The organism is Candidatus Woesearchaeota archaeon (assembly GCA_016214075.1).
Classification (GTDB): domain Archaea; phylum Nanobdellota; class Nanobdellia; order Woesearchaeales; family DSVV01; genus JACRPI01.
In genome coordinates, this window is sequence record JACRPI010000043.1 from 22544 (window position 1) to 47795 (window position 25252).

Here is a 25252-nt window from a genome sequence, read left to right on the forward strand (position 1 = left end):
AAAGGGAATGACGCATGGGCTACAAAAAAATAGTTGAACAAAAAATCAAAGAATTCCAAATTCAGGAATTCATCGGCACAAATTTGAAACAGGTTGGTCTCAGCAGTTCAAAGTTGCAGATGACTCCGCTTGGAGAAAAGATTGTCGTCAACGCAGCGCGGCCTGGATTAATCGTCGGAAAAAAAGGACAGAGCATCAAACGCTTAACAAATCAGCTCAAGAAAAAGTTCAACTTAGAAAATCCACAAATTGAAATCAATGAAATTGAAAATCCTAACCTCGATGCGCAAATCATTGCGGAAAGAATCTCCACATCAATGGAACGATTCGGCTCACAGCGATTTAAAGCAATCGGACACAAAGTATTGGAAGATGTCATGAATGCTGGTGCATTGGGAATTGAAGTGGTCGTGTCAGGAAAAGTTCCAAGCGCGCGAGCAAAACGATGGCGCTTTTATCAGGGCTACTTGAAAAAAAGCGGCGACATTGCAATAAGTGGAGTTAGAAAAGCGTACAGCACAGCGGAATTAAAATCAGGAACAGTAGGAATCCAAGTGCGCATTATGCCACCAATTGAATTACCAGATCGTATCAAAATTCGAACTCCTGAAGAAACTGAACAAAGAGAAGCAGGAAAACAGGAAGCAAAAGAAGAAAAGCACGAAGAGAAGAAAAAAACAAAAAAACGCGCGAAGAAAAAAGAAAGTGAAAAAACAGCAGAAACAAAAGAAGAAAAAACTGAAGTAAAAGAAGAAGCTGCTGAAGAAAAGCCTGAATGATAATTACAAAATAAAAACAACGTGAAAAAAATGAAAGCAACAGACCTGCAAAAACTGACAGTAAAAGAGTTGAAAGAAAAACTCAGTGAAATGCAGAACCAACTCATCAAAGAGCGAGCGCAAGCTGCTCGAGGAACACAATCAAAGAATCCAATGATAATTAAAAATACACGAAAAGTAATTGCGCGAATAATGCAATTGCTTGCAACAAAAAAAGACGTGGAGGTTGTTAAAAAAGCATGAGCAAAATCTGCAACACGTGTGGCCTACCTGAAGACCTTTGCGTTTGTGAAACAATCGCGAAAGAAAGTCAGAAAATCACCATTTACATTGAACGAAAAAAATTCGGAAAAAAGTATACAGTGGTTCAAGGTATAGACACAAAAGAGATTGACATCAAAGACATCGCGAAAGCGTTGAAGTCAAAACTTGCGTGTGGCGGAACAGCAAAAGGAGGCGTCATTGAACTCCAAGGAGAGCATATCCAACGAGTCATGAGTTACCTTGTAGAGCTGGGCTTTGCGCCAGAAACAATCAGAATCGGCGATGAACGCCGAAGATAAAAATGAATGCTGATTTGATCGGTGCAACAATTGAAGTGGTGCATGCGAACAACAAAACATTGATTGGGAAGAAAGGAAAAGTGTTGGATGAAACAAAAAACACGATTACCATAAACACAAAAGAAAAAAAACAAAAAATACTGAAAACACACATCACATTCAAAATTCACAAAGACAAAAAATTTGAGGAAAAAATAATCGAAGGAAAAACGATCACAAAAAGACCGTATGAACGAATAAGGGGATAATCATGACAGAAAATCAAAAAACAAGAAATATCGGCATTGATGTCAAAGCGCCTGCGACAGCATGTGTGAATGACAAGAACTGTCCGTTCCATGGAGAACGAGTAGTTCGGGGTCGAACACTTGTTGGAAAGATTAGCAGCGCAAAAGTAAAGCGAAACGCAACAATGGAAATTGAACGAAGAGTTCCTCTCCCAAAATACGAACGTTTCGAGAAAAGACGAACAAAAATCATGGTTCATAATCCTGAATGCATTAGTGCAAAAGAAGGAGATACAGTCAAAGTTATGGAAACACGAAAAATCAGTAAGATGAAATGCTTCGTGATAGTAGAGAAACAATAATACCTACGTGAAACAAAATGAAAGGACTTAAAGCAAAAATCACCCGTGCGCTTCCATTCTCCTCGAGATTGGATGTTGTGGATAACAGCGGAGCAAAGATTGTTCGTATTTACACAGTCTACAAGATCAAAACAAAGAAAGGAAGACGAGCATCAGCAGGAGTAAGCGATCTCATCAACACAAACGTCATCAAAGGAAAGCCTGAGATGAAAAAGAAGAGTGTACTTGCTGTTGTTATCAGACAGAAAAAAGAATTCAGAAGACGCGATGGAACGCGAGTACAATTTGAAGACAACGCGGCAGTTGTTGTGAAAGATAATAAAGGAAACCCACAGGGAACATTGATCAAAGGACCTGTCGCGAAAGAAGTTTGTGAACGATGGCCTGCGATCGCGAAGATCGCGACAATTATAGTCTAAAATAATGAAATAAAAGGAAAAACAAAAAGGACGAAAAAAATGAAACAAGAATGGTCAGCACAGTGGAAGGCAAGTGTACAGCCACGAAAACAAAGAAAGTACCGTGTTAACGCGCCGCTCCACATGAAAAGAACATTTATGCACGCGCATCTTGCGAAAGATTTGCGTAAAAAGTACGCAAGACGACAAATTTCCTTGCGAAAAGACGACAAAGTAAAAATCATGAATGGCGACTTCAAAGGAAAAGAAGGAAAAGTCAGCGAAATTGACATGAAATCAGGTCGTGTATTTGTCGAAGGAATTGACCGAGTGAAAAAAGACGGATCAAAAGCGCGAATCCCATTACAAGTATCAAATCTCATGATTACTGCTCTTGGAAAAGAAGACAAGAGAATCAAAAAACAAGAAGCAAAGAAAGCAGAAAAGAAAACTGAAGAAAAATCAAAAGCAAAAAAACAATAAGCTCACTGAGGGAATAGCATGAAACGACATTTAAAACGATTGGCAGCACCTGCAAAATGGAATATCGAACGAAGAAGTACAAAGTTCGTTGCGCGCCCAATGCCAAGCGGCCATAGTTTAGACATGTGCCTTCCATTAAACATTTTCATGAAAGAAATCGCAGGATACGCAAAGACAACAAAAGAAGTCAAAACAATCTTGCAGAATAAAAATGTCCTCATCAATGGACGAAGAAGAAAAGATCATAGAGCAGCAGCAGGTTTCCTTGATATTATAGAAATGGATAGCATGGAACACGTCCGTGTTATTTTAGACGCGCGAGGAAAAATAAGCTATGTCAAAGTTCCAGCAAAAGAAGCGAATCTCAAAGTAAGCAAAATTATTGGAAAGAGCGCGGTAAAAGGAAACAAATTACAGATCAACATGAACGACGGGTACAATTTCCTCCTTACAGGAAAAGAAAAATACCATGTTGGAGACTCACTTGTTATTGATGTAAAAACAGGAAAAATTGTTGAGCATCTTCCGTTTGACAAACACATGACAGTATTGCTTGTCGAAGGAAAACAGATCGGTCACACAGGAAAGATCACTGATGTTGACAAAGAAACAGTTACTATCAAATTGCAGAATGGTGCAGAATACAAAACAAAGAAAAGCTGTGCGTTTGTTGTAGGAAAAGAACATCCTGCAGTCACCGTGCAAAAACAGGAATAAAAAGAATAGGGTAAGACCATGAATATCATGAAAACAATCAAAATTGAAAAAATGACTTTGAATGTCGGTGCAGGAAAAGATCCAAAGAAATTAGAAAAAGGAGTCCTCTTGCTCAAGCATATCACAGGCATTGATCCAGTCAAAACAGTTACAGAGAAAAGAATCCCAACATGGGGATTGCGTCCTGGATTACCTATTGGATGTAAAATCACCATCCGAGACAAAGAACTTATTCAAAAATTATTACCTGGCTTTTTGAAAGCAAAGGGAAGTAATTTAATGGAATCACAGTTTGACGAAAACGGAAACGTTGCGTTTGGTATTCACGAATACATTGACATCCCTGGAATCCAGTACAGTCCTGAAGTAGGAATTATGGGTTTCCAAGTATGCATCACGCTAACACGTCCTGGCTTTAGAGTGAAAACACGAAAGATCCAGAAACGAAAAATCAAAAAGAGCCACAAAATTTCCAAACCGGAAGCAATGGAATTCATGAAAAAAGAATTCAACGTTGGCACAAAAACAGCGGAATAAAAAGGAATGAGGGACGCACATGACATATAGCAGTTTCAAAAAAGCATTCAAACAACTCAAAGCAAAACCAAACAGACTCTTGAAATTCATTAAACATAATGCTCCTAAAGAAAGAAAAACTGGACAAGAGCGATTGCGATGCAGACGCTGCTTGCGAACAGGAGCGCATATCAGCAAGTATGGCTTGAATCTGTGCAGACACTGCTTTAGAGACATTGCACCAAAAATAGGATTCAAAAAATTCCACTAAAAAAAAGAAGCAAAAAGCAAGACAGAGGAGAAAAAAATGACATTAAATGATCCATTGGCAAACGTGTTTTCCAACATCATGAATTGTGAAAAGATCGGAAAAGGCGAAGTAACAATCAAGCCAGCGTCAAAATTAATAAAACAAATGTTAACCTTGTTGCAGGACAAACGCTATGTTGGCGCGACAGAAGAAATCAAAGACGGAAAAGGAAACATGCTCAATATCAAATTGCTTGGTGCAATCAACAACTGTGGGGTTATTAAACCACGATACGCAGTTCAATTGGACAATTACACAAAATATGAAAAGCGATATTTGCCTGCGAAAGGATTTGGAATCCTTATTGTCTCCACGACAAAAGGAATCATGGATCATGAAAGCGCAAAAGAACAGAAGCTCGGGGGAAGATTAGTGGCATACTGCTACTAATTATCAATAACATGAAAGCACTCAATTATGTTGAAGAAATGGAAATTCCAGCAGGAACGAACGCAAAGTTCGAGGGAAGTATCCTTGTTATTTCAAAAGGAAAAGCAATGATCAAGCGCGAATTTCACGATCCTCGATTACAATTAAAAGTAGAAGGAAATAAAATAGTGCTTGAAGCGCCAAGAGTAACACGAAAAGAAAAAATGCAGATTGGAACATTTATTGCGCACATCAAAAATATGCTCAAGGGAGTTAATGAACCGTATGTGTACAAACTTCGCATCTGTTCAGGTCACTTCCCGATGAATATTGCAGTAACAGGAAAGGCAATTACAGTAAAAAATTTCGTTGGAGAAAAAATCCCACGAGTCTTGACATTCAAAGAAGGCGTTGAAGTAAAGATAGAAGGGCAGGATATTATTGTTTCAAGCCCTGACAAAGAGCTTGCGGGAATGACTGCTGGCGCGATTGAATTAATTTGCAGAAGACCTGGATTTGATCCGCGAATCTTCCAGCAAGGAATTTACATTATTGAAAAGTGCGGAAAAATAATGGGCGCGTAAAAAGCGCATAACGAGAAACAAAAATGGCAGACATCAAAAAATTATTGGCAATCAAGAAGATGAAGAAAGTGCAGAAGCCTGCATTTTTAAGAAGAAACTTCAAGAAAAACAAGCGAGCGCGAGTCACAGGAGAATGGCGTGCACCAAAAGGATTGCACAACAAACTTCGAAGAAGACGCCGTGGCATTGGACAATGGGTTATGCCTGGGTACAGAATGCCAGTCGCGGTTCGTGGCATGACAAGAGAAGGATTACTCCCTACAGTTGTTGAAAATCTTGAACAAATGAAAGCGCTTGACGCAGCAAAACAAATTGCGATTATCAAAGCAAGCGCTGGGAAGAAAAGCAGAATAGAAATGGTCAAAGAAGCAGTAAAGAAAAAAGCGCACATTCAAAATATCAAAGACGCTGCAGCATATCTGAAACAAATTGAAGAAGAAATGACGCAGAGAAAAAAAGCAAAGAAAGAACACAAGAAAGTCGAAACAAAACCTGCTGAGAAAAAAACAGAAAAGAAAGAAGAAAAAGCAGAGAAAAAAGAAGAAGCGGTAAAAGAACAAAAAGAGCAGGAAAAAAAGGAACAAGAAAAAGTCCTAACAAAAAGAGAATAAACCAATAAGATAATAAACAACCTATGAACGCGTGATACTATGGAACTCAAAGTACAAAAACGATTGGCAGCGAATGTGTTGGGATGCTCACCAAAACGAGTCTCATTCAATCCTGAACAGCTTGCGGAAATAAAAGAAGGAATTACAAAAGGAGATATCCGATCATTAGTCAAACAAGGCGTTATTAGTGCAGTCCAGAAAAAAGGAATTTCACGAGGACGCGCAAAAGAACGTCAGAAACAGAGAGAAAAAGGACGCCAGCGTGGCCATGGTTCCCGAAAAGGAAGCAAGAACGCTCGACTTTCCTTGAAAAGACAATGGATAAACAGAGTTCGCTTGCAGCGTGACTTCCTCAAATCATTGCGAGACAAACAAATTATTGGAACAACAATGTATCACACTCTATATATGAAAGCGAAAGGTGGATTTTTCAGAAGCCTTCGCCACTTGAAATTATATATGACAGAAAACAAATTGTTCGAGAAACAAGCAAAATAGAAAAGCAAAAATAAAGCGTGAAAAATATGTCAACAACAACAAGAACCATTCCTTACAGACGAAGAAGAGAAGATAAGACGAACTACAAGAAGCGCATTAAGCTCTTAATTGGAGAAAAACCTCGTCTTGTCATTCGAAAATCGTTGAAGAACATGGTTATTCAATTAGTTTCATTTGATGCGAAGGGAGACAAAGTAATTACCTCTGCAAACACAAAAGAACTCAAAAAATACAACTGGACATTCACAGGCGGAAATCTTCCAAGCGCGTATTTGATTGGATTGCTTGTAGGAAAGAAAGCAGTGCAACAGAAACACGAAGAAGCAATTGTTGATTTAGGATTACAAAGTCCAATTAAAGGATCACGATTATATGCTGCGTTGAAAGGCGCGGTTGACGCAGGAATGAGTATTCCGCATGACAAAGAAACATTCCCGAGCGATGGTCGAATTAAGGGAGAACACATCGCGAAGCATGAAAAAGAAGCGAAATTTAAAGAGATGACAAAGGCATTCGAAGAGTGCAAGCAAAAAATTATGAAAGGATGATTATGATGGCAAGAAAAGCAAAAAAAGAAGAGACACAAGCACCGGAAACAAAAGAAGAAGCTGCTTCAGTTCCAGAAGTTATTATCAAAGAAAAAACACCAAGTACTGGTGTTGAACAAGAAAACATTGTCACAGAAAAGGATATCAAAGAAGTAGAAAAAGAAAGAAAGCCACTGCAAAAATCAAATACAGAAGCGTGGGTTCCAAAAACAGAAATTGGAAAGAAAGTAAAAACAGGAGAAATAACAAATATTGATGAGATCCTTGATGCAGGGAAAAAAATACTTGAATTTCAAATGGTTGATGTGCTTTTCCCAGCATTAGAGAGTGATCTTTTAATGATTGGACAATCAAAAGGAAAGTTCGGTGGCGGGAAGCGACGAGCATTCCGACAAACACAGAAAAAGACAAAAGAAGGGAACAAACCAAAATTCACCACCTGCGCGGTCATTGGAAACAGAGACGGATATGTAGGTATGGGGTATGGAAAAGCAAAAGAAACAGTTCCTGCTCGTGAAAAAGCGTTTAAAAATGCAAAATTAAATTTATTCAAAATTAGACGAGGATGTGGATCATGGGAGTGCAACTGTAAAACCTCGCACTCTGTTCCATACAGAGTAACTGCAAAGTGCGGATCTGTTGAAGTAACGCTTATCCCTGCGCCAAAAGGTACTGGTCTTGCGATTGAAAAAGAATGCGCGAAAATATTGCAGCTTGCGGGAATCAAGGATGTCTGGTCTAAAATCCTTGGTCAGACAAATACAAAAATAAACACAATTAAAGCGTGTGAAATGGCATTAAAGAATTTGATGACGACAAGAATCGATTATGACACAAAACAAAAATTAAGTTTCACTGACGGAAAAACCGCGCGTGAAGCACCAAGTGAATAAACATGGCTGAAACAAAAAAAGCTCCAAAAGCAGAGAAAAAAGCTGCACCACAATCCAATGAAGGAAAGATTGTCGTCGTTCGTGTTCGCGGACGAATCCGATTACTCACAAAAATCAAAGATACATTAGATATGATAAGATTGTACAAGAAAAATTACTGTGTCCTTTTAGAAAATACTCCTGCTAACAAAGGAATGGTACAAAAAGCAAAAGATTTTGTCACTTGGGGTATTGCTGAGGACAAGCTTGTCGAAGAACTCTTTGAGAAAAGAGGAAGACTTTACAATGGTCCATTAACAGACAGCAAAAAGAAAATTGAGTATAAAGGACGATATGTTGAGTATAATGGAAAAAAATATAGCAAATTTTTCGCGTTAAATCCACCACGTGGAGGATTCGGAAGAAAAGGAATCAAACGAACCTTCGCAGCGTCTGGTGCAGTAGGAGACAGAGGAAAAGAAATTAATGACTTTGTCCGAAAAATGATATAGAAAAATAAAAAAATGAAATTCAAAGGTTGAAAATATGGTAAAACGAAAAAAGAACAGCAGACAACGCGGATCCAAAACCCATAGCTGGGGCGCAATGAAGAAGCACAGAGGCGCAGGAAATAGAGGAGGACGCGGAAATGCAGGAACAGGAAAGAGATCTGACTGTAAAAAACCGTCTGTCTGGGCTATCCCTAATTTTTATGGAAAGAATGGATTCACTCCTATTGCACGAAAAGAAGTCTGTGCATGCAACATAGAATCACTAGAACGAAATCACCACAAACTACTTAAAGAAGGAATAATCAAAGACGAGAAAGGAGTATATACTGTTGATTTGCAGCAGCTTGGAATAGACAAGCTTTTAAGTAAAGGACAACCAACAAAAAAATGGAGCATTACTGCAAAATATGCGTCAGCAAATGCAGTAGAGAAAATTAAAGAAAAAGGCGGAAATGTTGTCTGCACTGAAAGTGGTTCAGAAGCTGCGGAAGAGAGTCAATAAGTGTATTCTCAAAATGTGTGCATCTGCACAAAAAGAGGATAATCAATGGCGCTAAAAGATATTCTTTTGAATTTGCCTGAAGTAGCAGGTCCAACACAAAAAAAATTAGGGTTTCAGGAAAAACTCAAGTGGACATTATTAATTCTGGTTTTATTTTTCATTATGGGAATTATCCCTTTATTTGGTCTCGGCGATAACGCGCTTGCGCAGTTTGAATATTTATCAATTATCTTAGGTGCGGAATTTGGCTCAATTATTTCATTAGGGATTGGCCCACTGGTCACGGCATCCATCGTGTTGCAATTATTGAATGGAGCGGGAATATTTTCCTTTGACACAAAAACACCAGACGGAAAAAAGATGTTCCAGGGAACACAAAAAGTAGTAGCAATATTCTTTATTATCTTTGAAGCGTTTATTTATGTTGCAATGGGAGGATTATCTCCGGGAGTTTATTTTAACACAGTCACCCAACAGTTTACTGCGCAGGGAATTGCTGGAACAACAATCGCGCTTTCTTCCGCAATGATTCTCACATTAAAATTACTTTTAATTCTTCAGCTCAGTCTTGGAGGCTTAATGATTATGTTTATGGACGAAATCATCAGCAAATGGGGATTTGGTTCCGGAATCAGTTTGTTTATCGTTGCTGGAGTTTCAAAATCATTAATGGTTCGAGCATTTAGCTGGAGTACAGGAGTTGCTGCAGGAGAATCACAATATGCGTCTGGAAAAGTGTTACAATTTTTTCAAGCATTATATAGTGGCGATCCGCAAACCGCAATGAGTGCAGCAGGAATAATTGCAACAACAGTTATTGTTTTCGCAATGGCTGTTTATTTACAGGGAATGAAAATTGAAATCCCGCTTTCTTTTGGAAGAATCAGAGGCCATGGAATTCGTTGGCCATTAAGCTTTGCGTACGCAAGCAACATTCCAGTTATCTTAATCAGCGCACTGCTCGCAAATCTACAACTCTGGGCTCGATTATTGCAAAACTGGGGATATCCACTTCTTGGACAAATGAGTCCGTCTGGCGCGCCACTTTCGGGGATTGTCGCATGGGTTGCAATACCAGGAGGAGCAAATGGGCTTGTCGGATTAATTCTCAGCCAGAAAACACTTTTCATTGGATGGCAAGTATATCTTCAGGCTTTAGTTTACATGACAATCATTATTGTTGGCTGTATTGTATTTTCCTATTTCTGGGTACAAACAGCGGGAATGGACGCGAAGAGTCAAGCAAAAAACATGATCAGTTCTGGTTTACAGATTCCTGGATTTAGAAAAGACGAACGCATTTTAGAGCGATTATTGGAAAGATATATTACTCCCCTCACTATTATGGGTGGCGCGGCAATCGGACTTTTAGCGTCAGTTGCGGACGTTCTCGGTGCATTAACGCAAGGAACATCACTTTTGCTGAGCGTCATGATTGTCTATAAGTTGTATGAAGAAATCGCGAAAGAGCATATGATGGACATGCATCCAGCATTAAGAAAAATGATGGAGTAAGGACAGATGGTTTTTGAGACAATTCTTCAATTAAACTCAACGCTTCTTGTGGTTGGTGTCGGAATTATTTTTTCTGTGATTATGGTCTTGCTCACGAAATACACAACAGATCAAGATCTTCTCAAGCGTCTTCGCGATGAAATGAAAGAGTTACAAGCAGAAATAAAAATGCTCAAAGATAATCCAAGTAAAGCAGGAGAAGTCAACAAACGCATGATGGACGCGCAAATGAAGATGATGATGCAATCCATGAAACCAATGCTTTTTAGCATGATTCCCGCATTCTTAATTTTGGGCTGGTTTAACGCGCATATTGCGTATATGCCTTTAGTAATCGAAGAAGAATTCAGCGTTGAATTAAATTTTTATGATGGCATTAGCGGAACAATAGAACCAATGACCCCAGAAGGAATCACGCTCATGAATGGAGAAGCATATACCATCAAAGATAACAAAGTACGGCTGGTTTATAAAGGGAATACGCCTGGTGAATATATGCTTCAATATACACTCAAGAATGACGCGGGAGAAGACCTGAAAACATGGGAACAACAAGTAATTATTACTGCGTCAGAAAATGAAAAAGAATATACAGGTCCGGCAGTAAAGATAAAAGATGACGCGATGCTCGAAACAATTGCGATAAGCAACAGTAAATTTACTCCATTAGGAAGTGTGAGTATTTTTGGCTGGCATCCTGGATGGTTAGCATTATACATTATCACATCTTTAATCTGCAGTCTTGGATTGCGGAAATGGCTCAACGTCTATTAGAGTAACATTTATAAATCACCCGTTTATCCAATATAATAGTAAATAACAAATCATAGAGGGAAAAACAATGGTAGCACCAAAATACAGATCAAGATCAAAACGACGAGTTTTCGTCCGCACACCAAGCGGAAAAACAGTTATACACTATAAAGATCGCGCTCCAAAAACAGGAACATGTCCTGTCACAGGAGAAAAATTAAAAGGAATGCCACGAGTGTTGCCTGCAAAGCAACAGAATATGGCAAAGTCCAAAAAGCGACCACAGCGACCGTTTGGTGGCGTTTTATCCAGCAAAGCAATGCGCCGTGTCGTTATTAGTGAAGCGCGAGCATTGTCACAGCTTGAATAAAATATTTTTATTTTCATAATCATGGAAGAATTCTAAGCAATTCTTCTCTTTCTGCGTTCGGCGACGAGCAGACATGAAGAAACATGAACAAAGAGAAAGGTGGAAAAAATGGCAGTATTTGAAGTAGGAAGAGTCTGCATGAAGATTGCAGGAAGAGACGCACGAAAAAAGTGTGTTGTTGTGGATATTCTTGATAACACGTATGTTATGATTGATGGCGAAACACGCCGAAGAAAATGCAACATTATGCATTTAGAACCATTGAATCTTGCTGTTGCGATAAAAGCAAACGCGAGCAATGAAGAAATAGTGAAAGCGTTGAAAGAAGAAGGTATTGTTTGTGATGTGAAGAAAGAATCAAAGAAACAACCGCAAGCAAGACCAAAGAAGCAGAAAGCGAAGAAGAAAACCGCTGCTCCAGCAAAGAAAGTAAAAGCTGAAGCAAAGCCTGCTGAGAAAAAAGAAGCAAAACCAAAAGCTGGCAAGAAGAAAGAATAATTTCTTTTTTATTTTTCTCTATTTATTTTGATTTCATTTTTTAGTAAATTAATATTTTTTTAAGAAATTTTATATAACATACTAATTCTCAGAGAATAATGATAGAAATAGACCCAAAAGACTATGAATATCTTTGGACAGATCACGAAGTCAATTTTATCTTCGTCTCTTGCTACTTATTTAAGAATTTTAAAGAAACTGATTTTGTGCTAATATATAAACCAGAGAAAAATGGAGTCGCGTTCTTCCTAGCAAAAGAAGCAAAGAAAGCATGCGCAGAATATGGAATCCAATTTTATGAAAAAGAGTTTGAAGAGTGGAAGAAAAAAGTCGAAACGCAAGTGAATGAAGGAAGAAAAATTATAAGAGAAACAAGAGAAGAAAGAAGGAAGATTCCTTCCATGAGTGACGTAATAATTAAGCAGAAGTTTTTGGAAAGAGTAAAGCTTTTTCAGGAGCTAGGAAACCTCTATTTTTACACAGAATTCTTCTTTTTAGAGAAAGTAGAGCAACAACTCAAACAAAAGAAAAAGAATGAAATACTGCAAAGAAATGTACTGGAAATGGGAGGAATAAAGTTAGAAGCGCGAGAAGTGCTCAATGAATTCTACAATTATGCAAGAACATTTCAGCCCTATATAGAAGAAATAGGAAAGAGAAAGAAGAGAAGCGATTTATCATGGTTAAGCTTTGAAGAAATAAGTGCAGTTATTGAAGGCAAAGAAGTTCCAATAACCCAAAGAGAAAAAGAAACGTGGATTCTCACAAAGAGGAATCAGTGGAAACTGATTCTCGGTAAAGAGGCAGAGAAGATGAAGGACAATTTTAACGCGTACTTCTTTTCAAAGACTGTAGAAAGCGTGAGTGGAATGATTGCGAATAAAGGAAAGTATACAGGAAGAGTAAAAATTCTAAGAACAATATTCAGCGATCGCATTCATGAAGAAATAAAGAAGGTAAAGAAAGGAGATATTTTAGTAGCGAACACAACGGGTCCAGAAGTGATGAGCGCGTGTGAACGAGCAGGAGCAATTGTGACTGATGAAGGAGGCATTACCAGCCACGCCGCAATTGTGTCACGCGAATTGGGTATTCCGTGCGTTGTAGGAACAAAGAATGCATCGCATATTTTCAAAGACGGTGATCTTGTTGAAGTTGATGCAAATACAGGAATAGTGAGAAGGATAAAAGAATAACTTACAACCGCTTCCCCACAATCTTCCATAATTCCGTCAAATTCAATTCAACTGCGGCAGTCGGCATCTCTAATCCAAACGCAGTCAAAACAGAAGGATGCAATTCTCCAACATACGCCACTTTAATCTCCTCAGAGCCATCTTTCACAATAACACGACCAACTCTACCAGGAAGGAAACAACCTAAAGAATCTTCAACAACTGTATATTCTACTTCAAGCATCCGCATAATATAATCAAGCGCTTGTCGAGCTTCTGTAAAACTCGCTTTCTGATGCGATAAAACAATGCCTAAACGAACAAATTCCTCTGCAAGCGCAGACTTGGAAAGATCTTTTTTAAACACAATCCCCGCTTCAAAAAACTGCTGCGGATAATCATATTGTTTGTTCTGTCGCAAAGTCTGCAATAAGCAGGGAAGTATCCACGAACGAAGCGAGTTATAATCCATACTGACTGGATCTAAAATCTCCAGAACATCATGAGGAACACCCATCTGCGTGGTCTGGACAGTTTTGTCAATCAAATGAAAGTTAGAAACTTCATACATCCCGCGACCAACAAGCACCATGCCAATTTTTTGTTTGAACACTTCAAAAGGATCTTCCTGTGCGATCGTCGCGACAGAAGGAATCACTTCCTCAATGTTTTCATAGCCATACCCAATGGCAATATCTTCCACAAGATCGCGAGGATGCAAGACATCTGCGCGATACGCTGGAATCAAAACAGATTTTCCTTTCATCCCATAACCCATTGCTTCGAGATATTTTTTCACGTCTGCTGGCTTCAGATCAAGCCCAATAATTTTGTTTGCGTAGTCAATGTCAAGATCCATGCATCGCGGGGTTAGATCTGGAGTGACAAATTTCTTTGTGCCATACATAATGTCAAGAGTATAAATTTCGCCACCCATATCCGCAAGCATGGTCACTAAAATATTGAGCGCAACAGAAACATTGGTAAAATCAATACCACTGCATTCAATAAAAACCTCGCGAGTATGAAGGTCAACTTTTCCAGTATCTTGTGAGTTTGTGAAAGGAAGCATGCACATAACATTATCATTCGCGTCGATAAAGAATGGATATTTTTTCCAACCTTCAGTCAAATGTTTGTACTCTTTTGCTTTCAGATGAGTCAATAACACTTCTGACGCGGGAAGGAGTTCATCAGAGCCAAGTGGTTTAAATTTGACTTTTTCAGGATCTTTCGCGATATAACTAATAGGGAAAGTAATATGCTCCAAAGGATAAATTCCATATGCGGATTTCTTGCGGCCACGGCCATGCGTTGTCGCGAGTTTTTCCTGCACTTGCATGATCTCGCGTATTTTCTCGTCAGTAAACGTGAGATTTTTAACAATCGCGCAAACAGTATATGGACGCATCGTCACAGAAGGATCAACAACAACTTTGAAGCCACTTTTTTTGACAGCATATTCAGTAAGTCCAGTTTGTACTCCTAAAAACGAACGCAGTGCTCGAGCAAACCCTTGTTCACTCAGCATGTCTGGTCTGTTTGGAAAAATTTCTACAACAACTTCTTTGTCATCAATACTTTCCAAATCTGTTCCTATCATTGCAATGCGATCTTTCAAATCTTCTGTAGAAAGTTTCTTGCCAAGAAGTGTGTCAAGAACCTTTCTATTGAGCGTGACGGTGGGCATTTATTTCACCCAAATTTTCATCTGTTGGAGTTGCTTCATGTCATTTTTGTAAAGATCGCGGACATCTGTTAAATGATAATATTCAGAGATAATGCGCTCAAGTCCAAGACCCCATGCAAGCACAGGAATATCATGACCAAGCAATGGAACAGTCACTTCTGGACGGAAAATACCTGCGCCGCCAAGTTCAACCCATTGATTCTTTTTTGGATGCCAGACTTCAACCTCAAGAGATGGTTCTGTATAAGGAAAATACGCAGGACGCAAGCGAACTTTTGGATACCCCATTTTTCCAAAGAATTGACGCAAATACGCTTTCAGGTTTTTGAGATTCGCGTCAGGATCAATAACAATACCATCGACTTGATGGAATTCAAATAAATGTTTCCAATCCAACGCTTCATTGCGAAACACGCGTCCAACATTAAAAAATTTCAATGGCAATCGTTTGTGCAGTGTTTTTGGATCTTGACCAAGCTCTGCAAGTTTGAGCGCGCTAAGAACAGTGGTATGCGTTCGCAAGAGTACTTTTTGTGCTTCTTCTTCTTTCCAGGCGGTCTGCCAACCAGTGCTTCCTGTTTTGCCGCCAGATTCATGAATCTCTTTGATTTTCGCGAAATCTTTAGGAAGTTTGCCAAGCGCGATCTTTTTCCCTGATGCATCTTTGATAAAAAAAGTGTCTTGCATTTGCCTGGCAGGATGATCCTGGGGAACAAAAAGCGAATCAAGATCCCAATATGAAGTTTGAAGAAGTGGACCACTCATCTCGACAAATCCCATGTCGAGCCAAATTTGTTTGATGTAGGAAATCGCCTGCGTGACAATATGTTGTTTACCGCCAGAAATAGGAGGAACGTTGATCTGAACATCATAATGCCTAAATTCATGATTTTTCCAGCTTCCTGTTTGCAGCATTTCTGGAGTGAGTTGTTCAACAAACGCTTTAGTGAGATCAAACGTCAGCGCGGTTTTTCCATGATCCGTTAAGACCGCAGAGCGAAGTTTAATCACTGTTTTTTTAAGAATGTCTTTTCGTGAAGAAAGCTCTTTGAGAACAGCTTGTTCTTGTGGAGAAACATCACGAACATCGCGTGGATATTCTAAAGAAGCGAGGAATTTTTCTTTATCAGCGAAGATATTTTTATTAATAGCCATTTTTCCTTCAGTTGTTAAGGAGACACAAACTTCTTTTGGATTGTTGACCGCATCAAGAACAGGGGTGTCATCTTTTTGGTTAATAATCAACTTTCCTTTTCTCAGCAATCCCATGCAAATAGTCATTTCGTTTTGATCAAGGCCGCTATTCTGCTGAACATGAGCAAGGGGCAGTGCAACAGTTGCTCCTTCGAGTGCTTTCAAAAAACGTTTTTCAGGAAGTCCTTTTTCTTTGTACAATTGACCATTTTTGTCGAGAGAAATAACTTCTTGGATTTCCTCAGAGAGGGTGACGAGTTCTTTGTTTTGGAGCCATTGCAGTGCGCGCATGACTTCGACTTCTTGTAACCCCGTAACGCCAACTATTTCGTGAAAAGCAGAGCTTTTTTGGAGTGCGGGAAGCACTTTTCGTTCAAGCGGATGGAGTTTTGCGATAAGTTGTGCAATGTTGACAGTCATAGAAAGAAAGGAACTGTGAAGGTATATAAAAGTTGCGAGGAAGAGAGCTATCCACGCACAAACAACAGATGAATATAAAGAAAGAAAAATACACGCACAAGCAAAAGCTTTATGCCAGGGGGACCCATTGCAGCAGCAATGGGGTTTTTATTAAAGAGTTAGAAATTAAAGAAATAATCAACGAAAGAAAACCAGTTCATAACGAATAACCTTTTAATAAGACGAAAAGTATCTCTTGTGATGAGAGATTTACAAGCAAGAAGAAGAACAGAACTCACAGGAAATAGATCCCTTTCTGGTCAGCAAATATTGGAAGCGTTAATTGCAATTTCTGATGAAGCAGACAGACAATTTAAGCCAGAAATGCTGCAAGATTTTTGGCGTCCTTTTGATGGTGGAAACTATTCAAGATTTGTGAGAGATATAGCCGCAAATTTTGGTTTAAACGAAATGCCGCTATATGAGCCTGTTGAACCAATAAGTGGCTACAACAGACATCACCATATTCCAAAAAGAGATTTGAAAAGACTTATACCATATCTTAAGATTAGTGATCAAGCAGCGTTAGAAAGAATAAAAGAAGAAGAGGAATTATTGCTGGTATCATACCATGTTTGGTATATAACGCGTTCTTCAAGAAATTATTTTCACTCCGAGGATGTATCACGAATAAACAAATGGTATTTAAGAATGAGGGGAATGAGAGAAATAACAGAAGTGGAAGAAGAAGTAGTAAATATCCTAAAACCACATCAGATAAACCAAAGGACAATGCCATTAGAAATAGTAGCATCATTACCAAGAGATTTATTTGAATATAAAGGAAGAGTATTTAGTTTAGGAAGAAAGCAAGGAAGAACTGATAATGAGGGAAAATGGGTTGATGTGCTTTGGGCATTTGGCCTGTACACAAAATTGCCTGAGCCAATTGGCTATATTTTATTTAATGAAGAGGTAGAAAAAAGAGAAAGACTATTCTTGCCATAAAGCAAAAGAAGAAATAAATAAAATTATAAAAAAAGATAATAAAGAAAAAATAAATCCCTACTTCAAAACCTTTGCTGCTGGTTTCATATCTTCCCATGCGACGTTGAAAAGATCAATCATTGCTGTTGCAAAGAATGGCGTGTTAATCCAAATCCCAATATCGTAGGTAGGATGGACGTCTTGATCATCAAGAACCATGAAGATCATTTCTTTACCATCAACAATGCAGAATCGCGCTTTGCTATCTGTATGGCGAATTTCTGCAACATCAGAAAGATCCTTCACTGCGGCAGCTGTTTCTTTGGTCAAAGGAGCAGCGATGCGCACTTTAACACCACGTTTTTTGATTTTCTCAAATGTTGACTTTAATCCTTCGACTTTACGAATCAACCCTTGAGAAGTGGTCATCAAAACAACAGATTGCTCTGCGTTTCGAATCGTCAATTCAAGATGATTGTAAAGGTTGTGTCGTCCACGAAGACTGCCAGAAAGATCAGCTGGTTCAACAAGATCAACCCCTTGTGTGTGCAAGGTATCAAGTTCAGTGATCAGTTCTGTGTTTTTCATGTCATCAAGATGTTTAATGCGGTTTTCAATTTCTCCCTTCATGTTCTTTTTAACGCGTTCAATAACTTCAGATGGAGCAACTGCAAGATATTTGATTGGTTTCCCGAGTTTCATAACAACGAAACCTTTTTTCTCAAGGCTTTCAAGAACATCATAGCTTCTGCTGCGTGGAACGTTTGCGATGTCGCTGAGTTCTCCAGCTGTGGAGACTCCCCGAGATAACAATGCGGCCCAAATTTTGACTTCGTATAAGTTTAATTTAAAATACCGACGTAGTTTTCCTAACAGTTCTTCTTTTACTATCATAAAACACACCCTCCCTTTTTCCCACTTTTTTTAAAAACTCAAAATAAATGAATAACGTACTCAAACTCACCAGTGAAACGCAACATGCAATAACAACCAATGCATAATAAACTGCATTTTTGACTTGAGAGTCGAGACACTGTGAATTTTACAAGTGCTTCTACTATTAAAAGGTTACGCTTTTATAAAAATAGCAGAAAAACCTTAAAGAAGGACTAATCTTTTTATATGATAGTTCATTTATTGAAAAAAATGAAAGCCAAAGAAGCAAGCAGGTACAGCAGGCAAGAACTACTCAAAGAAATAGGATCAAAAGGTCAAAAGCTCCTCAAGACTGCAAAAGTAATTATCATTGGTCTTGGCGCGTTAGGAACAACAACAGCAAATCTTCTTGCACGAGCAGGAGTTGGAATGATAGGACTTGTGGATCGAGATGTTATTGAACTGCATAATCTCCAGCGGCAGACAATATTTACAGAAGAAGACTGCAATAAACCAAAAGCAGAAGTCGCTGCAGCGTGGCTCAAGAAAACAAACAGCACAATAAAAATTGAAGTCTATCCGCTTGAACTGAATCATGAAACAGCGGAGATACTCAAAAACTACGATCTTATACTTGATTGCACAGACAATATGGAAACACGATTTTTGATCAACGATTTCTGTGTGAAAAACAAAAAACAATGGATCTATTGCAGCGCGGTCGGAACAAAGGGCAGACTGTTCACGATTGTTCCAGACAAAACACCCTGCTTCCGCTGTCTGTTCGCAGTGCCAAAGCCAGGAAGTCTGGAAACCTGCGATACTGCTGGTGTTTTGAATACAATCACCACAACAATCGCAGCGTTGCAAGTGACAGAAGCGATAAAAGTACTCACCAAACAACAAACAGCAAAAGAATTGCTTGCGGTTGATGTGTGGAAACAAGAACTGCAGAAAATACAAGTAAAAAGCAATGCAAAATGCATCTGCTGCAAAAAGAAGAAGTATGAATTCTTAGAAGGAAAGAAAGAAACAGTTTCCATCAAATTATGTGGACAAGGAAGAATCCAGATCAAAGGAAGAACACCTAATATTCCTGCAATAAAGAAAAGGTTAGAGCAGAATGGAATCGTAAAAGCGACAGCATATGGAATTCATTTCACGAATAATGACGCAGATTTCTTTTTGTTCAATGATGGCAGATGTTTGATCAAAGCAGCAACAAAAGAAGAAGCGAAGAATGTGTATAGTAAATGGGTAGGGAATTAGAAAGTAAGAATAATATTTTAAATTAATTCATTCTCAAGAGTAATCTCACCATGCATATCTTCAACCATCTTTTGCTTGATGTCTTCATATTTTGTTTTTTGGGCTAATAACCAAGCCAATTTTACAGTCATGGACTCAATGCTCATGTCATACGCAGGAATAGCTAAATCGTGTTCTCGTAAATATTGCCCTGTTTCATTTACTTGGAAATTTGAAACACCACTTGGTGCTTGAGTAGTAACAACTATAGGGATTTTCTTTTTCTTTAAATATTCAAAAGCAGGGAATAAATGACTACTCGGATCACCTGCTCCAAAGGATCTAAAGACAAAAGCTTTGATACCATTATTTTCTACTAATGATTGAAAAAGATCTACAGACATACCTGGAACTTCAGTAAGCGAGGCGATGCTTTTTGTGTCGAAGTTCTTTTTAACGCTTAAGACTCTTGACTAAATTGCCAATGCTTTGTATTTAGATAAATAAGTAATATGTTTTTTCATAGCAGATTCATTAATTCTCATGAATCTTCCGATATTTCCTAATTCCCCTGTTTGAAAAGCCTTGAAAGGATCGTAATCAAAATCAGTTCCCTTCTTCACTCTCGCGCCAGTGATTATTTTGCTTCCAAAAACAGCCATTACTCCTTTAATTTCATGATAGCCCCAAACAGCCACTCGCAAAGAATTGACCAAATTTGTGACAGAGTCTGTTCCTAAATAGCCTAAAGGAACTTGAGCTCCTGTGAGAATAACCGGCTTGTTGATATTTTCTAATGCAAACGTTAATGCTGCTGCAGTATATCCCATAGTATTTGTACCATGAAGGATAATAAACGCATCATAATCATCATAAGTGCGTTGGATTTCTTCTATCATCATCGTCCAATTTTCAGGTTGCATGTTAGAACTATCAACATTAAACAATTCTGTGATAGAAGGAGAGATTTCTATATGCCAATTCTTTTTCACAATATCAACAGAATTATCCAAAATAACCTTAAAACTATTTGGATCTGATTTTACGTTTTGTGAAACAGCACTTTTAGCAACATTTCCAGCGACAGTTCCCCCTGTAAAAATAATCCCTATTCTTTTGTTGGTATATGTAGTCATAATGTAACGTTAAATGTGTAAATTTATAAATAATTCGTTTTCTTAGAAACTGAGGAAGCAAAATGTTAAACAAATATTAATAAAGAAACTAATTCATAGCGAATAGATTATTATAATCACATTATTGGTCATAAAAACAATTACTCTCTATCCTTCGCGACCATATTCTCGACAACGCGAGCGACAAACTCTGTTTTATCAACAGTATTCTCAAGAAGATCATACAAATCTTTCAAAATAATTAACTCACGAGCGTCGCGCTGTTTGACCGCAAAAAGATCCGCCATCGCGAGATGATACACATAATCCGCCTCACGTTCAATGCCATGAATCCGAATGATCGATTTGTTAATGTTACGAGAATCGTGCAATTGTTCAATCATCGCATGAACTTCTCTGCAGGAATTATTCACAAGAAGAGCAAATTGCTGAAGTTCAGCATTGGTTTTTATAAGTCGGAAAAGCACAATACGCCTGGAAACATCGCTGATGCTATCCATTATTGTGCTCAACAAAGAAGCAAGCGCGTGAATGGTTTCCATGTGCACTGTATTCGCGTTGGAACGATTGAGACGCATAATAATAATATGACTTAACTCATCGCAGCGATGTTCTAACTCTTTAATATCCGCTACCCGCTGTCCTTTTTCTTGATCAGAAAGCTTTTCGTAAGTATCAACAAAGTCTTTGAAAACAGTCGCGCCGCGGGAAATCTGAGAGCTAAGTTCCACAAGCATGCGGAAGAATTTTCGGTCATCGGTCGGAAAGAAAAGTTGTCGAAGTTGATTCATGATTCTTTTTCAGGAAACCAAAGTATAAAAAGGTTTTTATTCTCGGAAAAAGTGTTATTGCATGGTGTCGAAAAGAAGAAAGTGACATAAAGTATATATAGCAAGAAAAAAGAAAAGAGTATATGAGAAGTATAGGAGTAAAAATATTCCCGAATGGGAAGGCGTTTTATGAAATTATGGAACCCTACATTGACTTTGTAGAAATTATGGCAGTGGAAGGCGCGGAATACACATGGCTGCAAGAAAGAACAAAATCCGTGATCATTCATCATGAACATGATGGGTTTGGGATCAATCACGCAAATCCTGCGAAAAGAAAAAAGAATCAAGCAGCAACAAACTGGGCAATTCATTTAGCAGATAAGTTCAATGCGGAAAAAATTATCGTCCACGCAGGACATATCGAGAACAAAGAGTGTTCATTAAAAGAAGCTGCTGCACAGCTGCAAGCGACGTGGGATAAAAGAATAATTTTTGAGAATCTTATTGCAGTGGCAAATGGACAATATATGTTCTGTTATGACAAAAAAGATCTTCTGTTTCTGACAAAGACGTTTAAAACAGGAATCTGTTTGGATCTTTCGCACGCGATCATATCAGGGATGGAAATGCACAAAAATCCAGAATATTTTCTGAAAGAGCTAAAGACATTACCTATAGTGCATGGTCATGTTTGTGACGGTCATGTAGAAGTGCCTATTGATCAGCATATACATATAGGAGATGGGAATTTTTCAGTAAAAGAATATCTCAAATATATTCCAAAAGAAAGAGACATAACACTTGAGACTCCAAGAAATATAGAAAAAGCAAAAAAAGACATTGCGTTTTTGAGGAGATATGGATAAAAATGAAAACAAAACAAACAAAAAAGAAAATGCAAAAAAGAGTAGAGAAAAAAAACAAGGCAAAGAAGCAAAAGCGCCTCCCTGTCACAATTATAACTGGCTATCTCGGCTCTGGAAAAACAACATTAGTGAATCATATTCTCACCAAAAACAAAGGAATTAAGTTTGCGGTGATTGTCAATGAATTTGGAGAGATAGGCATTGACAACGAATTAATTGTGAAGACAAAAGAAGATATCATTGAATTAAGCAATGGCTGTATTTGTTGCCAAGTGCGGGGAGATCTCATCAATATGATCCTTAACATTCTCAAAAAGCACAAGAATATGCAGCATCTCATTATTGAAACATCAGGAGTTGCGAATCCAATCCCTGTCGCGCAGACATTTTTTCTCAAGGAACTCCAACAACTAACAGAACTGGATGCAATAATTACAGTAGTGGACGCGGATCACTTTGAACATAATCTCAAACAAAGCAATGGAGAAGATCAAATTAAAGCAGCGGACATTATTCTCCTCAACAAAAAAGAAACAGTGAGCGACAAAAAGCGCGAACATATCACGAGAGAAATCCAAACAAAAGCACCACACGCAAGAATTATTGAAACAAGCCACAGTATAATCCCACTCGAACTGATCCTCAATATTGGACAATTTGACGTTAAACGCTTTGTCAACAAAAAAGGAAATTGGAAAGAAGAAGATCATGCCCATGATGAGTTTGGAAATCACATAGAAAAAGATGGAATCATCTCATTTATGTTCAAAGCAGAGAAACCATTTGATATCCAAAAATTCCAATTGTTTGCACAAAATTTACCAGAGGCAATTTTTAGAAGTAAAGGAATTATTTTTTTCAAAGGACTAGAGAACAAGGCAATCTATCAACAAGTAGGACGAAGAATTGATGTCAAAACAGAAATGCCCTGGAAAAAAGAAAAGAAACAAACAATGCTCGTGTTTATTGGAAAAGGATTTGATACACAAAAAATAGAAGAAGCATTAAAAAGATGCTTTACATAAGAAGCGAAGAAAAGAACAAAGAGAAAAAACAAAATGGTACAATTCAGTCAAGCGCCAATTATTGAAGAAGGAATAGACAGTATTGTCTCAGAGCAGGAAAAAAAAGAACGAATACAAAGAGCGCTAGAGATTCACATGCTGGACAACAGAGAAAAACATATGGCACCACAGGAGCAAACATTGTTTTCTTTTACGCAAGGAGATCCAAACGCGGTGATTGGAAAAGCGCATGGCTTTGGACAAGCGATGGAAGAGGAAAAGAAAGCAAAATCCATTGAACAGCAGCGTCAAGAGCAGCAACAACAACAATGGCAAAGTTCTGGACATAAAACTGCGGCAGCGCCTGTGCGAACCTGTCCATGCTGTGTCCAGTTTTTGCAAGACACCTTTCACATGAGCGATAAGCAGGCAAATGAGTTTGTAGGTGGCGCAACAGGTGGGCCTGTAGGATATGGAAGCAACACAGCGAGTGAAAGTTATGGAAGCGGCAGTGCAAGCGGGGAATACAACAGTAATTCTAGTTCAGGAGATTATAGTAGTTCTTCTGGTGCTAATTACAAACCAAATGATGAAGAGAGTAATTACTTTGGGAATAAAAGTGGTTATCAGCCGTAAAAAGCAGGAATATTTTTAATGCAGAAAGCACTTCTCGACTATAATGCAACACATCAAAATAGCCCCCTCAATACTAGCAATAAAAGACCTCAAGAGTTTAGAATCAGAACTCAAGAAACTTGAAACAGCAGACCTCATTCACATTGATGTTATGGATGGAATATTTGTAGAAAACAAAACACCATTCCTTGATCCAAAAATAGCATCACAACTCAGAAAAGCAACAACGCTTCCACTCGATGTGCACCTCATGGTGCAAGAACCTGAGAAATACATCGACACGTTCATAGAAGCAGGAGCGGACATGATTTCCATCCATTGCGAAAGTCAAGGAAATCACAAAGAAGCAATAAAAAAAATACAAGCAAGAGGAAAAAAAGCAGGAATTGCGATAAATCCAGAAACCTCAATAGAAAATGTGCTTCCAATCTGCGAATCCGCAGATTTCATATTAGTAATGACTGTTGTCCCCGGAAAAGGTGGGCAAGCATACATCCAGGAAACGAACAAAAAGATTCAAGAACTCAGAAAGCTGTTTCCAGACAAAAACATTGAAGTGGATGGCGGCATAAAAGTAGAAAATGTACACACCCCAATCAACGCAGGAGCAAATATAATTGTCAGCGGTACAGGAATATTCAACACAGAAAATTACAAAGAGACAATGCAAAAAATGAAACACGCAATTATTATTGGCGCGGATCACGCAGGATTCCAAAGAAAAGAGGAAGTAAAGCAATGGTTGCACGAAAACAAATATGCAATCATAGACGCAGGAACAGATTCTGAAGAAAGTTGTGATTATCCTGATATTGCGAAGAAAGTTGCGCAAGAAGTCAGCAGAGATGCGACAAAGAAAGGAATTCTTGTTTGTGGAACAGGCATTGGCATGAGTATTGCAGCGAATAAAATAAAAGGTATCAGAGGAGCGCATGTCGCGAGCGAGTATGAAGCGCAGATGGCAAAGCAGCATAATGATGCGAATATTCTTTGTCTTGGATCGAGAACTGCAGACAAAGAAACAACAATAAAATGTATCCAAGCATGGCTCTCTTCTGCATTCGAAGGCGGAAAGCATGAGAGACGGATTGGAAAGATAGAGGAGTAATCACAGGAAGAAGGAACATATATTGCTCACGCAGTACAACTCACTGATTCGCCAAGCATCGCTAAGGTATCTTCAGATATTTATTAAAAGTCTAAAATAACGAAGAATATTGGACAGCATATTAGTGTTGCTTAGCGATTATCAAGCGAACTTATGATCAGATTTTTTTGTTT

35 protein-coding genes are annotated in these 25252 nt (G+C 38.4%); 29 read left to right on the top strand and 6 right to left on the bottom strand.

What is annotated here, in order from left to right:
- Positions 1 to 14: 14 nt before the first annotated feature.
- From HZC31_07865 to HZC31_07975, 23 genes are all read left to right on the top strand, one after another.
- A complete protein-coding gene (locus HZC31_07865; GenBank protein MBI5003273.1) occupies positions 15 to 779 on the top strand; it encodes a 30S ribosomal protein S3 in 765 nt (254 codons plus the stop codon).
- Positions 780 to 809: 30 nt separating this feature from the next.
- On the top strand, positions 810 to 1022 hold the full coding sequence (gene rpmC / locus HZC31_07870) for a 50S ribosomal protein L29 (protein MBI5003274.1): 213 nt from the start codon (positions 810 to 812) through the stop codon (positions 1020 to 1022).
- Positions 1019 to 1342 (top strand): translation initiation factor, encoded by a 324-nt coding sequence (locus HZC31_07875; protein ID MBI5003275.1) that lies wholly within the window; start codon positions 1019 to 1021, stop codon positions 1340 to 1342. Before rpmC ends, HZC31_07875 begins: the two co-directional genes overlap by 4 nt.
- Before the next feature lie 2 nt (positions 1343 to 1344).
- Positions 1345 to 1590 carry a ribonuclease P protein subunit gene (locus HZC31_07880; protein ID MBI5003276.1) on the top strand — a complete coding sequence of 82 codons (246 nt, stop codon included), beginning with the start codon at positions 1345 to 1347 and terminating at the stop codon, positions 1588 to 1590.
- 2 nt (positions 1591 to 1592) lie between these two features.
- Positions 1593 to 1931, top strand: coding sequence for a 30S ribosomal protein S17 (locus HZC31_07885; protein ID MBI5003277.1), 339 nt, complete (start codon positions 1593 to 1595; stop codon positions 1929 to 1931).
- Positions 1932 to 1948: 17 nt separating this feature from the next.
- Complete coding sequence (locus tag HZC31_07890) at positions 1949 to 2350, top strand: uL14 family ribosomal protein (GenBank protein ID MBI5003278.1); 402 nt, start codon at positions 1949 to 1951, stop codon at positions 2348 to 2350.
- A 39-nt stretch (positions 2351 to 2389) separates the two neighbouring features.
- Positions 2390 to 2812, top strand: a complete 423-nt coding sequence (locus HZC31_07895) for a 50S ribosomal protein L24 (GenBank protein ID MBI5003279.1) — start codon at positions 2390 to 2392, stop codon at positions 2810 to 2812.
- An 18-nt stretch (positions 2813 to 2830) separates the two neighbouring features.
- A complete protein-coding gene (locus HZC31_07900; protein ID MBI5003280.1) occupies positions 2831 to 3529 on the top strand; it encodes a 30S ribosomal protein S4e in 699 nt (232 codons plus the stop codon).
- Between the two features lie 18 nt (positions 3530 to 3547).
- Positions 3548 to 4066 (top strand): 50S ribosomal protein L5, encoded by a 519-nt coding sequence (locus tag HZC31_07905; GenBank protein MBI5003281.1) that lies wholly within the window; start codon positions 3548 to 3550, stop codon positions 4064 to 4066.
- 19 nt (positions 4067 to 4085) lie between these two features.
- Positions 4086 to 4316 (top strand): 30S ribosomal protein S14, encoded by a 231-nt coding sequence (locus tag HZC31_07910; GenBank protein MBI5003282.1) that lies wholly within the window; start codon positions 4086 to 4088, stop codon positions 4314 to 4316.
- Positions 4317 to 4352: 36 nt separating this feature from the next.
- Positions 4353 to 4745 (top strand): 30S ribosomal protein S8, encoded by a 393-nt coding sequence (locus HZC31_07915; protein ID MBI5003283.1) that lies wholly within the window; start codon positions 4353 to 4355, stop codon positions 4743 to 4745.
- Between the two features lie 11 nt (positions 4746 to 4756).
- Positions 4757 to 5308 carry a 50S ribosomal protein L6 gene (gene rplF, locus HZC31_07920; protein MBI5003284.1) on the top strand — a complete coding sequence of 184 codons (552 nt, stop codon included), beginning with the start codon at positions 4757 to 4759 and terminating at the stop codon, positions 5306 to 5308.
- Between the two features lie 23 nt (positions 5309 to 5331).
- On the top strand, positions 5332 to 5919 hold the full coding sequence (locus HZC31_07925) for a hypothetical protein (protein MBI5003285.1): 588 nt from the start codon (positions 5332 to 5334) through the stop codon (positions 5917 to 5919).
- A gap of 39 nt (positions 5920 to 5958) precedes the next feature.
- Positions 5959 to 6417: a 50S ribosomal protein L19e gene (locus HZC31_07930; GenBank protein MBI5003286.1), complete on the top strand. Its 459-nt coding sequence runs from the start codon at positions 5959 to 5961 to the stop codon at positions 6415 to 6417.
- 26 nt (positions 6418 to 6443) lie between these two features.
- On the top strand, positions 6444 to 6965 hold the full coding sequence (locus tag HZC31_07935; protein ID MBI5003287.1) for a 50S ribosomal protein L18: 522 nt from the start codon (positions 6444 to 6446) through the stop codon (positions 6963 to 6965).
- Between the two features lie 5 nt (positions 6966 to 6970).
- On the top strand, positions 6971 to 7858 hold the full coding sequence (locus tag HZC31_07940) for a 30S ribosomal protein S5 (GenBank protein ID MBI5003288.1): 888 nt from the start codon (positions 6971 to 6973) through the stop codon (positions 7856 to 7858).
- A 2-nt stretch (positions 7859 to 7860) separates the two neighbouring features.
- Entirely contained in the window at positions 7861 to 8349 is a 489-nt protein-coding gene (locus HZC31_07945; protein ID MBI5003289.1) for an uL30 family ribosomal protein, read from the top strand.
- 34 nt (positions 8350 to 8383) lie between these two features.
- Positions 8384 to 8851 carry an uL15 family ribosomal protein gene (locus HZC31_07950; GenBank protein MBI5003290.1) on the top strand — a complete coding sequence of 156 codons (468 nt, stop codon included), beginning with the start codon at positions 8384 to 8386 and terminating at the stop codon, positions 8849 to 8851.
- A gap of 45 nt (positions 8852 to 8896) precedes the next feature.
- Entirely contained in the window at positions 8897 to 10366 is a 1470-nt protein-coding gene (secY, locus tag HZC31_07955; GenBank protein ID MBI5003291.1) for a preprotein translocase subunit SecY, read from the top strand.
- 6 nt (positions 10367 to 10372) lie between these two features.
- Positions 10373 to 11140 (top strand): DUF106 domain-containing protein, encoded by a 768-nt coding sequence (locus HZC31_07960; protein ID MBI5003292.1) that lies wholly within the window; start codon positions 10373 to 10375, stop codon positions 11138 to 11140.
- 67 nt (positions 11141 to 11207) lie between these two features.
- Positions 11208 to 11489, top strand: coding sequence for a 50S ribosomal protein L34e (locus tag HZC31_07965; GenBank protein ID MBI5003293.1), 282 nt, complete (start codon positions 11208 to 11210; stop codon positions 11487 to 11489).
- A 108-nt stretch (positions 11490 to 11597) separates the two neighbouring features.
- Entirely contained in the window at positions 11598 to 11987 is a 390-nt protein-coding gene (locus HZC31_07970; GenBank protein MBI5003294.1) for a 50S ribosomal protein L14e, read from the top strand.
- A gap of 98 nt (positions 11988 to 12085) precedes the next feature.
- A complete protein-coding gene (locus tag HZC31_07975) occupies positions 12086 to 13183 on the top strand; it encodes a hypothetical protein (GenBank protein MBI5003295.1) in 1098 nt (365 codons plus the stop codon).
- A 1-nt stretch (position 13184) separates the two neighbouring features.
- On the opposite strand, the gene HZC31_07980 is transcribed toward HZC31_07975, so the two are convergent.
- Together HZC31_07980 and HZC31_07985 are read right to left on the bottom strand one after the other, a co-directional pair.
- Positions 13185 to 14852: a phenylalanine--tRNA ligase subunit beta gene (locus tag HZC31_07980; GenBank protein MBI5003296.1), complete on the bottom strand. Its 1668-nt coding sequence runs from the start codon at positions 14850 to 14852 to the stop codon at positions 13185 to 13187.
- Positions 14853 to 16466, bottom strand: a complete 1614-nt coding sequence (locus HZC31_07985; protein MBI5003297.1) for a phenylalanine--tRNA ligase subunit alpha — start codon at positions 16464 to 16466, stop codon at positions 14853 to 14855.
- Positions 16467 to 16706: 240 nt separating this feature from the next.
- On the opposite strand from HZC31_07985, the gene HZC31_07990 reads away from it, so the two are divergent.
- On the top strand, positions 16707 to 17453 hold the full coding sequence (locus HZC31_07990; GenBank protein ID MBI5003298.1) for a hypothetical protein: 747 nt from the start codon (positions 16707 to 16709) through the stop codon (positions 17451 to 17453).
- A gap of 57 nt (positions 17454 to 17510) precedes the next feature.
- Here HZC31_07990 and HZC31_07995 read toward each other — a convergent pair whose 3' ends face one another.
- Positions 17511 to 18326 carry a TrmB family transcriptional regulator gene (locus HZC31_07995; protein MBI5003299.1) on the bottom strand — a complete coding sequence of 272 codons (816 nt, stop codon included), beginning with the start codon at positions 18324 to 18326 and terminating at the stop codon, positions 17511 to 17513.
- A 252-nt stretch (positions 18327 to 18578) separates the two neighbouring features.
- Between HZC31_07995 and HZC31_08000 the strand changes: the two genes are divergently transcribed.
- Positions 18579 to 19577 carry a HesA/MoeB/ThiF family protein gene (locus HZC31_08000; protein ID MBI5003300.1) on the top strand — a complete coding sequence of 333 codons (999 nt, stop codon included), beginning with the start codon at positions 18579 to 18581 and terminating at the stop codon, positions 19575 to 19577.
- Between the two features lie 17 nt (positions 19578 to 19594).
- On the opposite strand, the gene HZC31_08005 is transcribed toward HZC31_08000, so the two are convergent.
- The 3 genes from HZC31_08005 to HZC31_08015 form a co-directional block, all read right to left on the bottom strand.
- Positions 19595 to 19960 (bottom strand): hypothetical protein, encoded by a 366-nt coding sequence (locus HZC31_08005; GenBank protein MBI5003301.1) that lies wholly within the window; start codon positions 19958 to 19960, stop codon positions 19595 to 19597.
- A gap of 69 nt (positions 19961 to 20029) precedes the next feature.
- On the bottom strand, positions 20030 to 20692 hold the full coding sequence (locus HZC31_08010; GenBank protein MBI5003302.1) for an asparaginase: 663 nt from the start codon (positions 20690 to 20692) through the stop codon (positions 20030 to 20032).
- Between the two features lie 140 nt (positions 20693 to 20832).
- Positions 20833 to 21483 carry a DUF47 family protein gene (locus HZC31_08015; protein ID MBI5003303.1) on the bottom strand — a complete coding sequence of 217 codons (651 nt, stop codon included), beginning with the start codon at positions 21481 to 21483 and terminating at the stop codon, positions 20833 to 20835.
- Positions 21484 to 21605: 122 nt separating this feature from the next.
- On the opposite strand from HZC31_08015, the gene HZC31_08020 reads away from it, so the two are divergent.
- Genes HZC31_08020 through rpe form a run of 4 tightly spaced genes read left to right on the top strand, consistent with a single transcriptional unit; the run spans position 21606 to position 25079 of the window.
- Positions 21606 to 22331, top strand: a complete 726-nt coding sequence (locus tag HZC31_08020; protein MBI5003304.1) for a sugar phosphate isomerase/epimerase — start codon at positions 21606 to 21608, stop codon at positions 22329 to 22331.
- 2 nt (positions 22332 to 22333) lie between these two features.
- Positions 22334 to 23356: a GTP-binding protein gene (locus HZC31_08025; protein ID MBI5003305.1), complete on the top strand. Its 1023-nt coding sequence runs from the start codon at positions 22334 to 22336 to the stop codon at positions 23354 to 23356.
- A 33-nt stretch (positions 23357 to 23389) separates the two neighbouring features.
- Positions 23390 to 23971, top strand: coding sequence for a hypothetical protein (locus HZC31_08030; protein ID MBI5003306.1), 582 nt, complete (start codon positions 23390 to 23392; stop codon positions 23969 to 23971).
- A gap of 43 nt (positions 23972 to 24014) precedes the next feature.
- Positions 24015 to 25079, top strand: coding sequence for a ribulose-phosphate 3-epimerase (gene rpe, locus HZC31_08035; protein ID MBI5003307.1), 1065 nt, complete (start codon positions 24015 to 24017; stop codon positions 25077 to 25079).
- Positions 25080 to 25252: the final 173 nt, after the last annotated feature.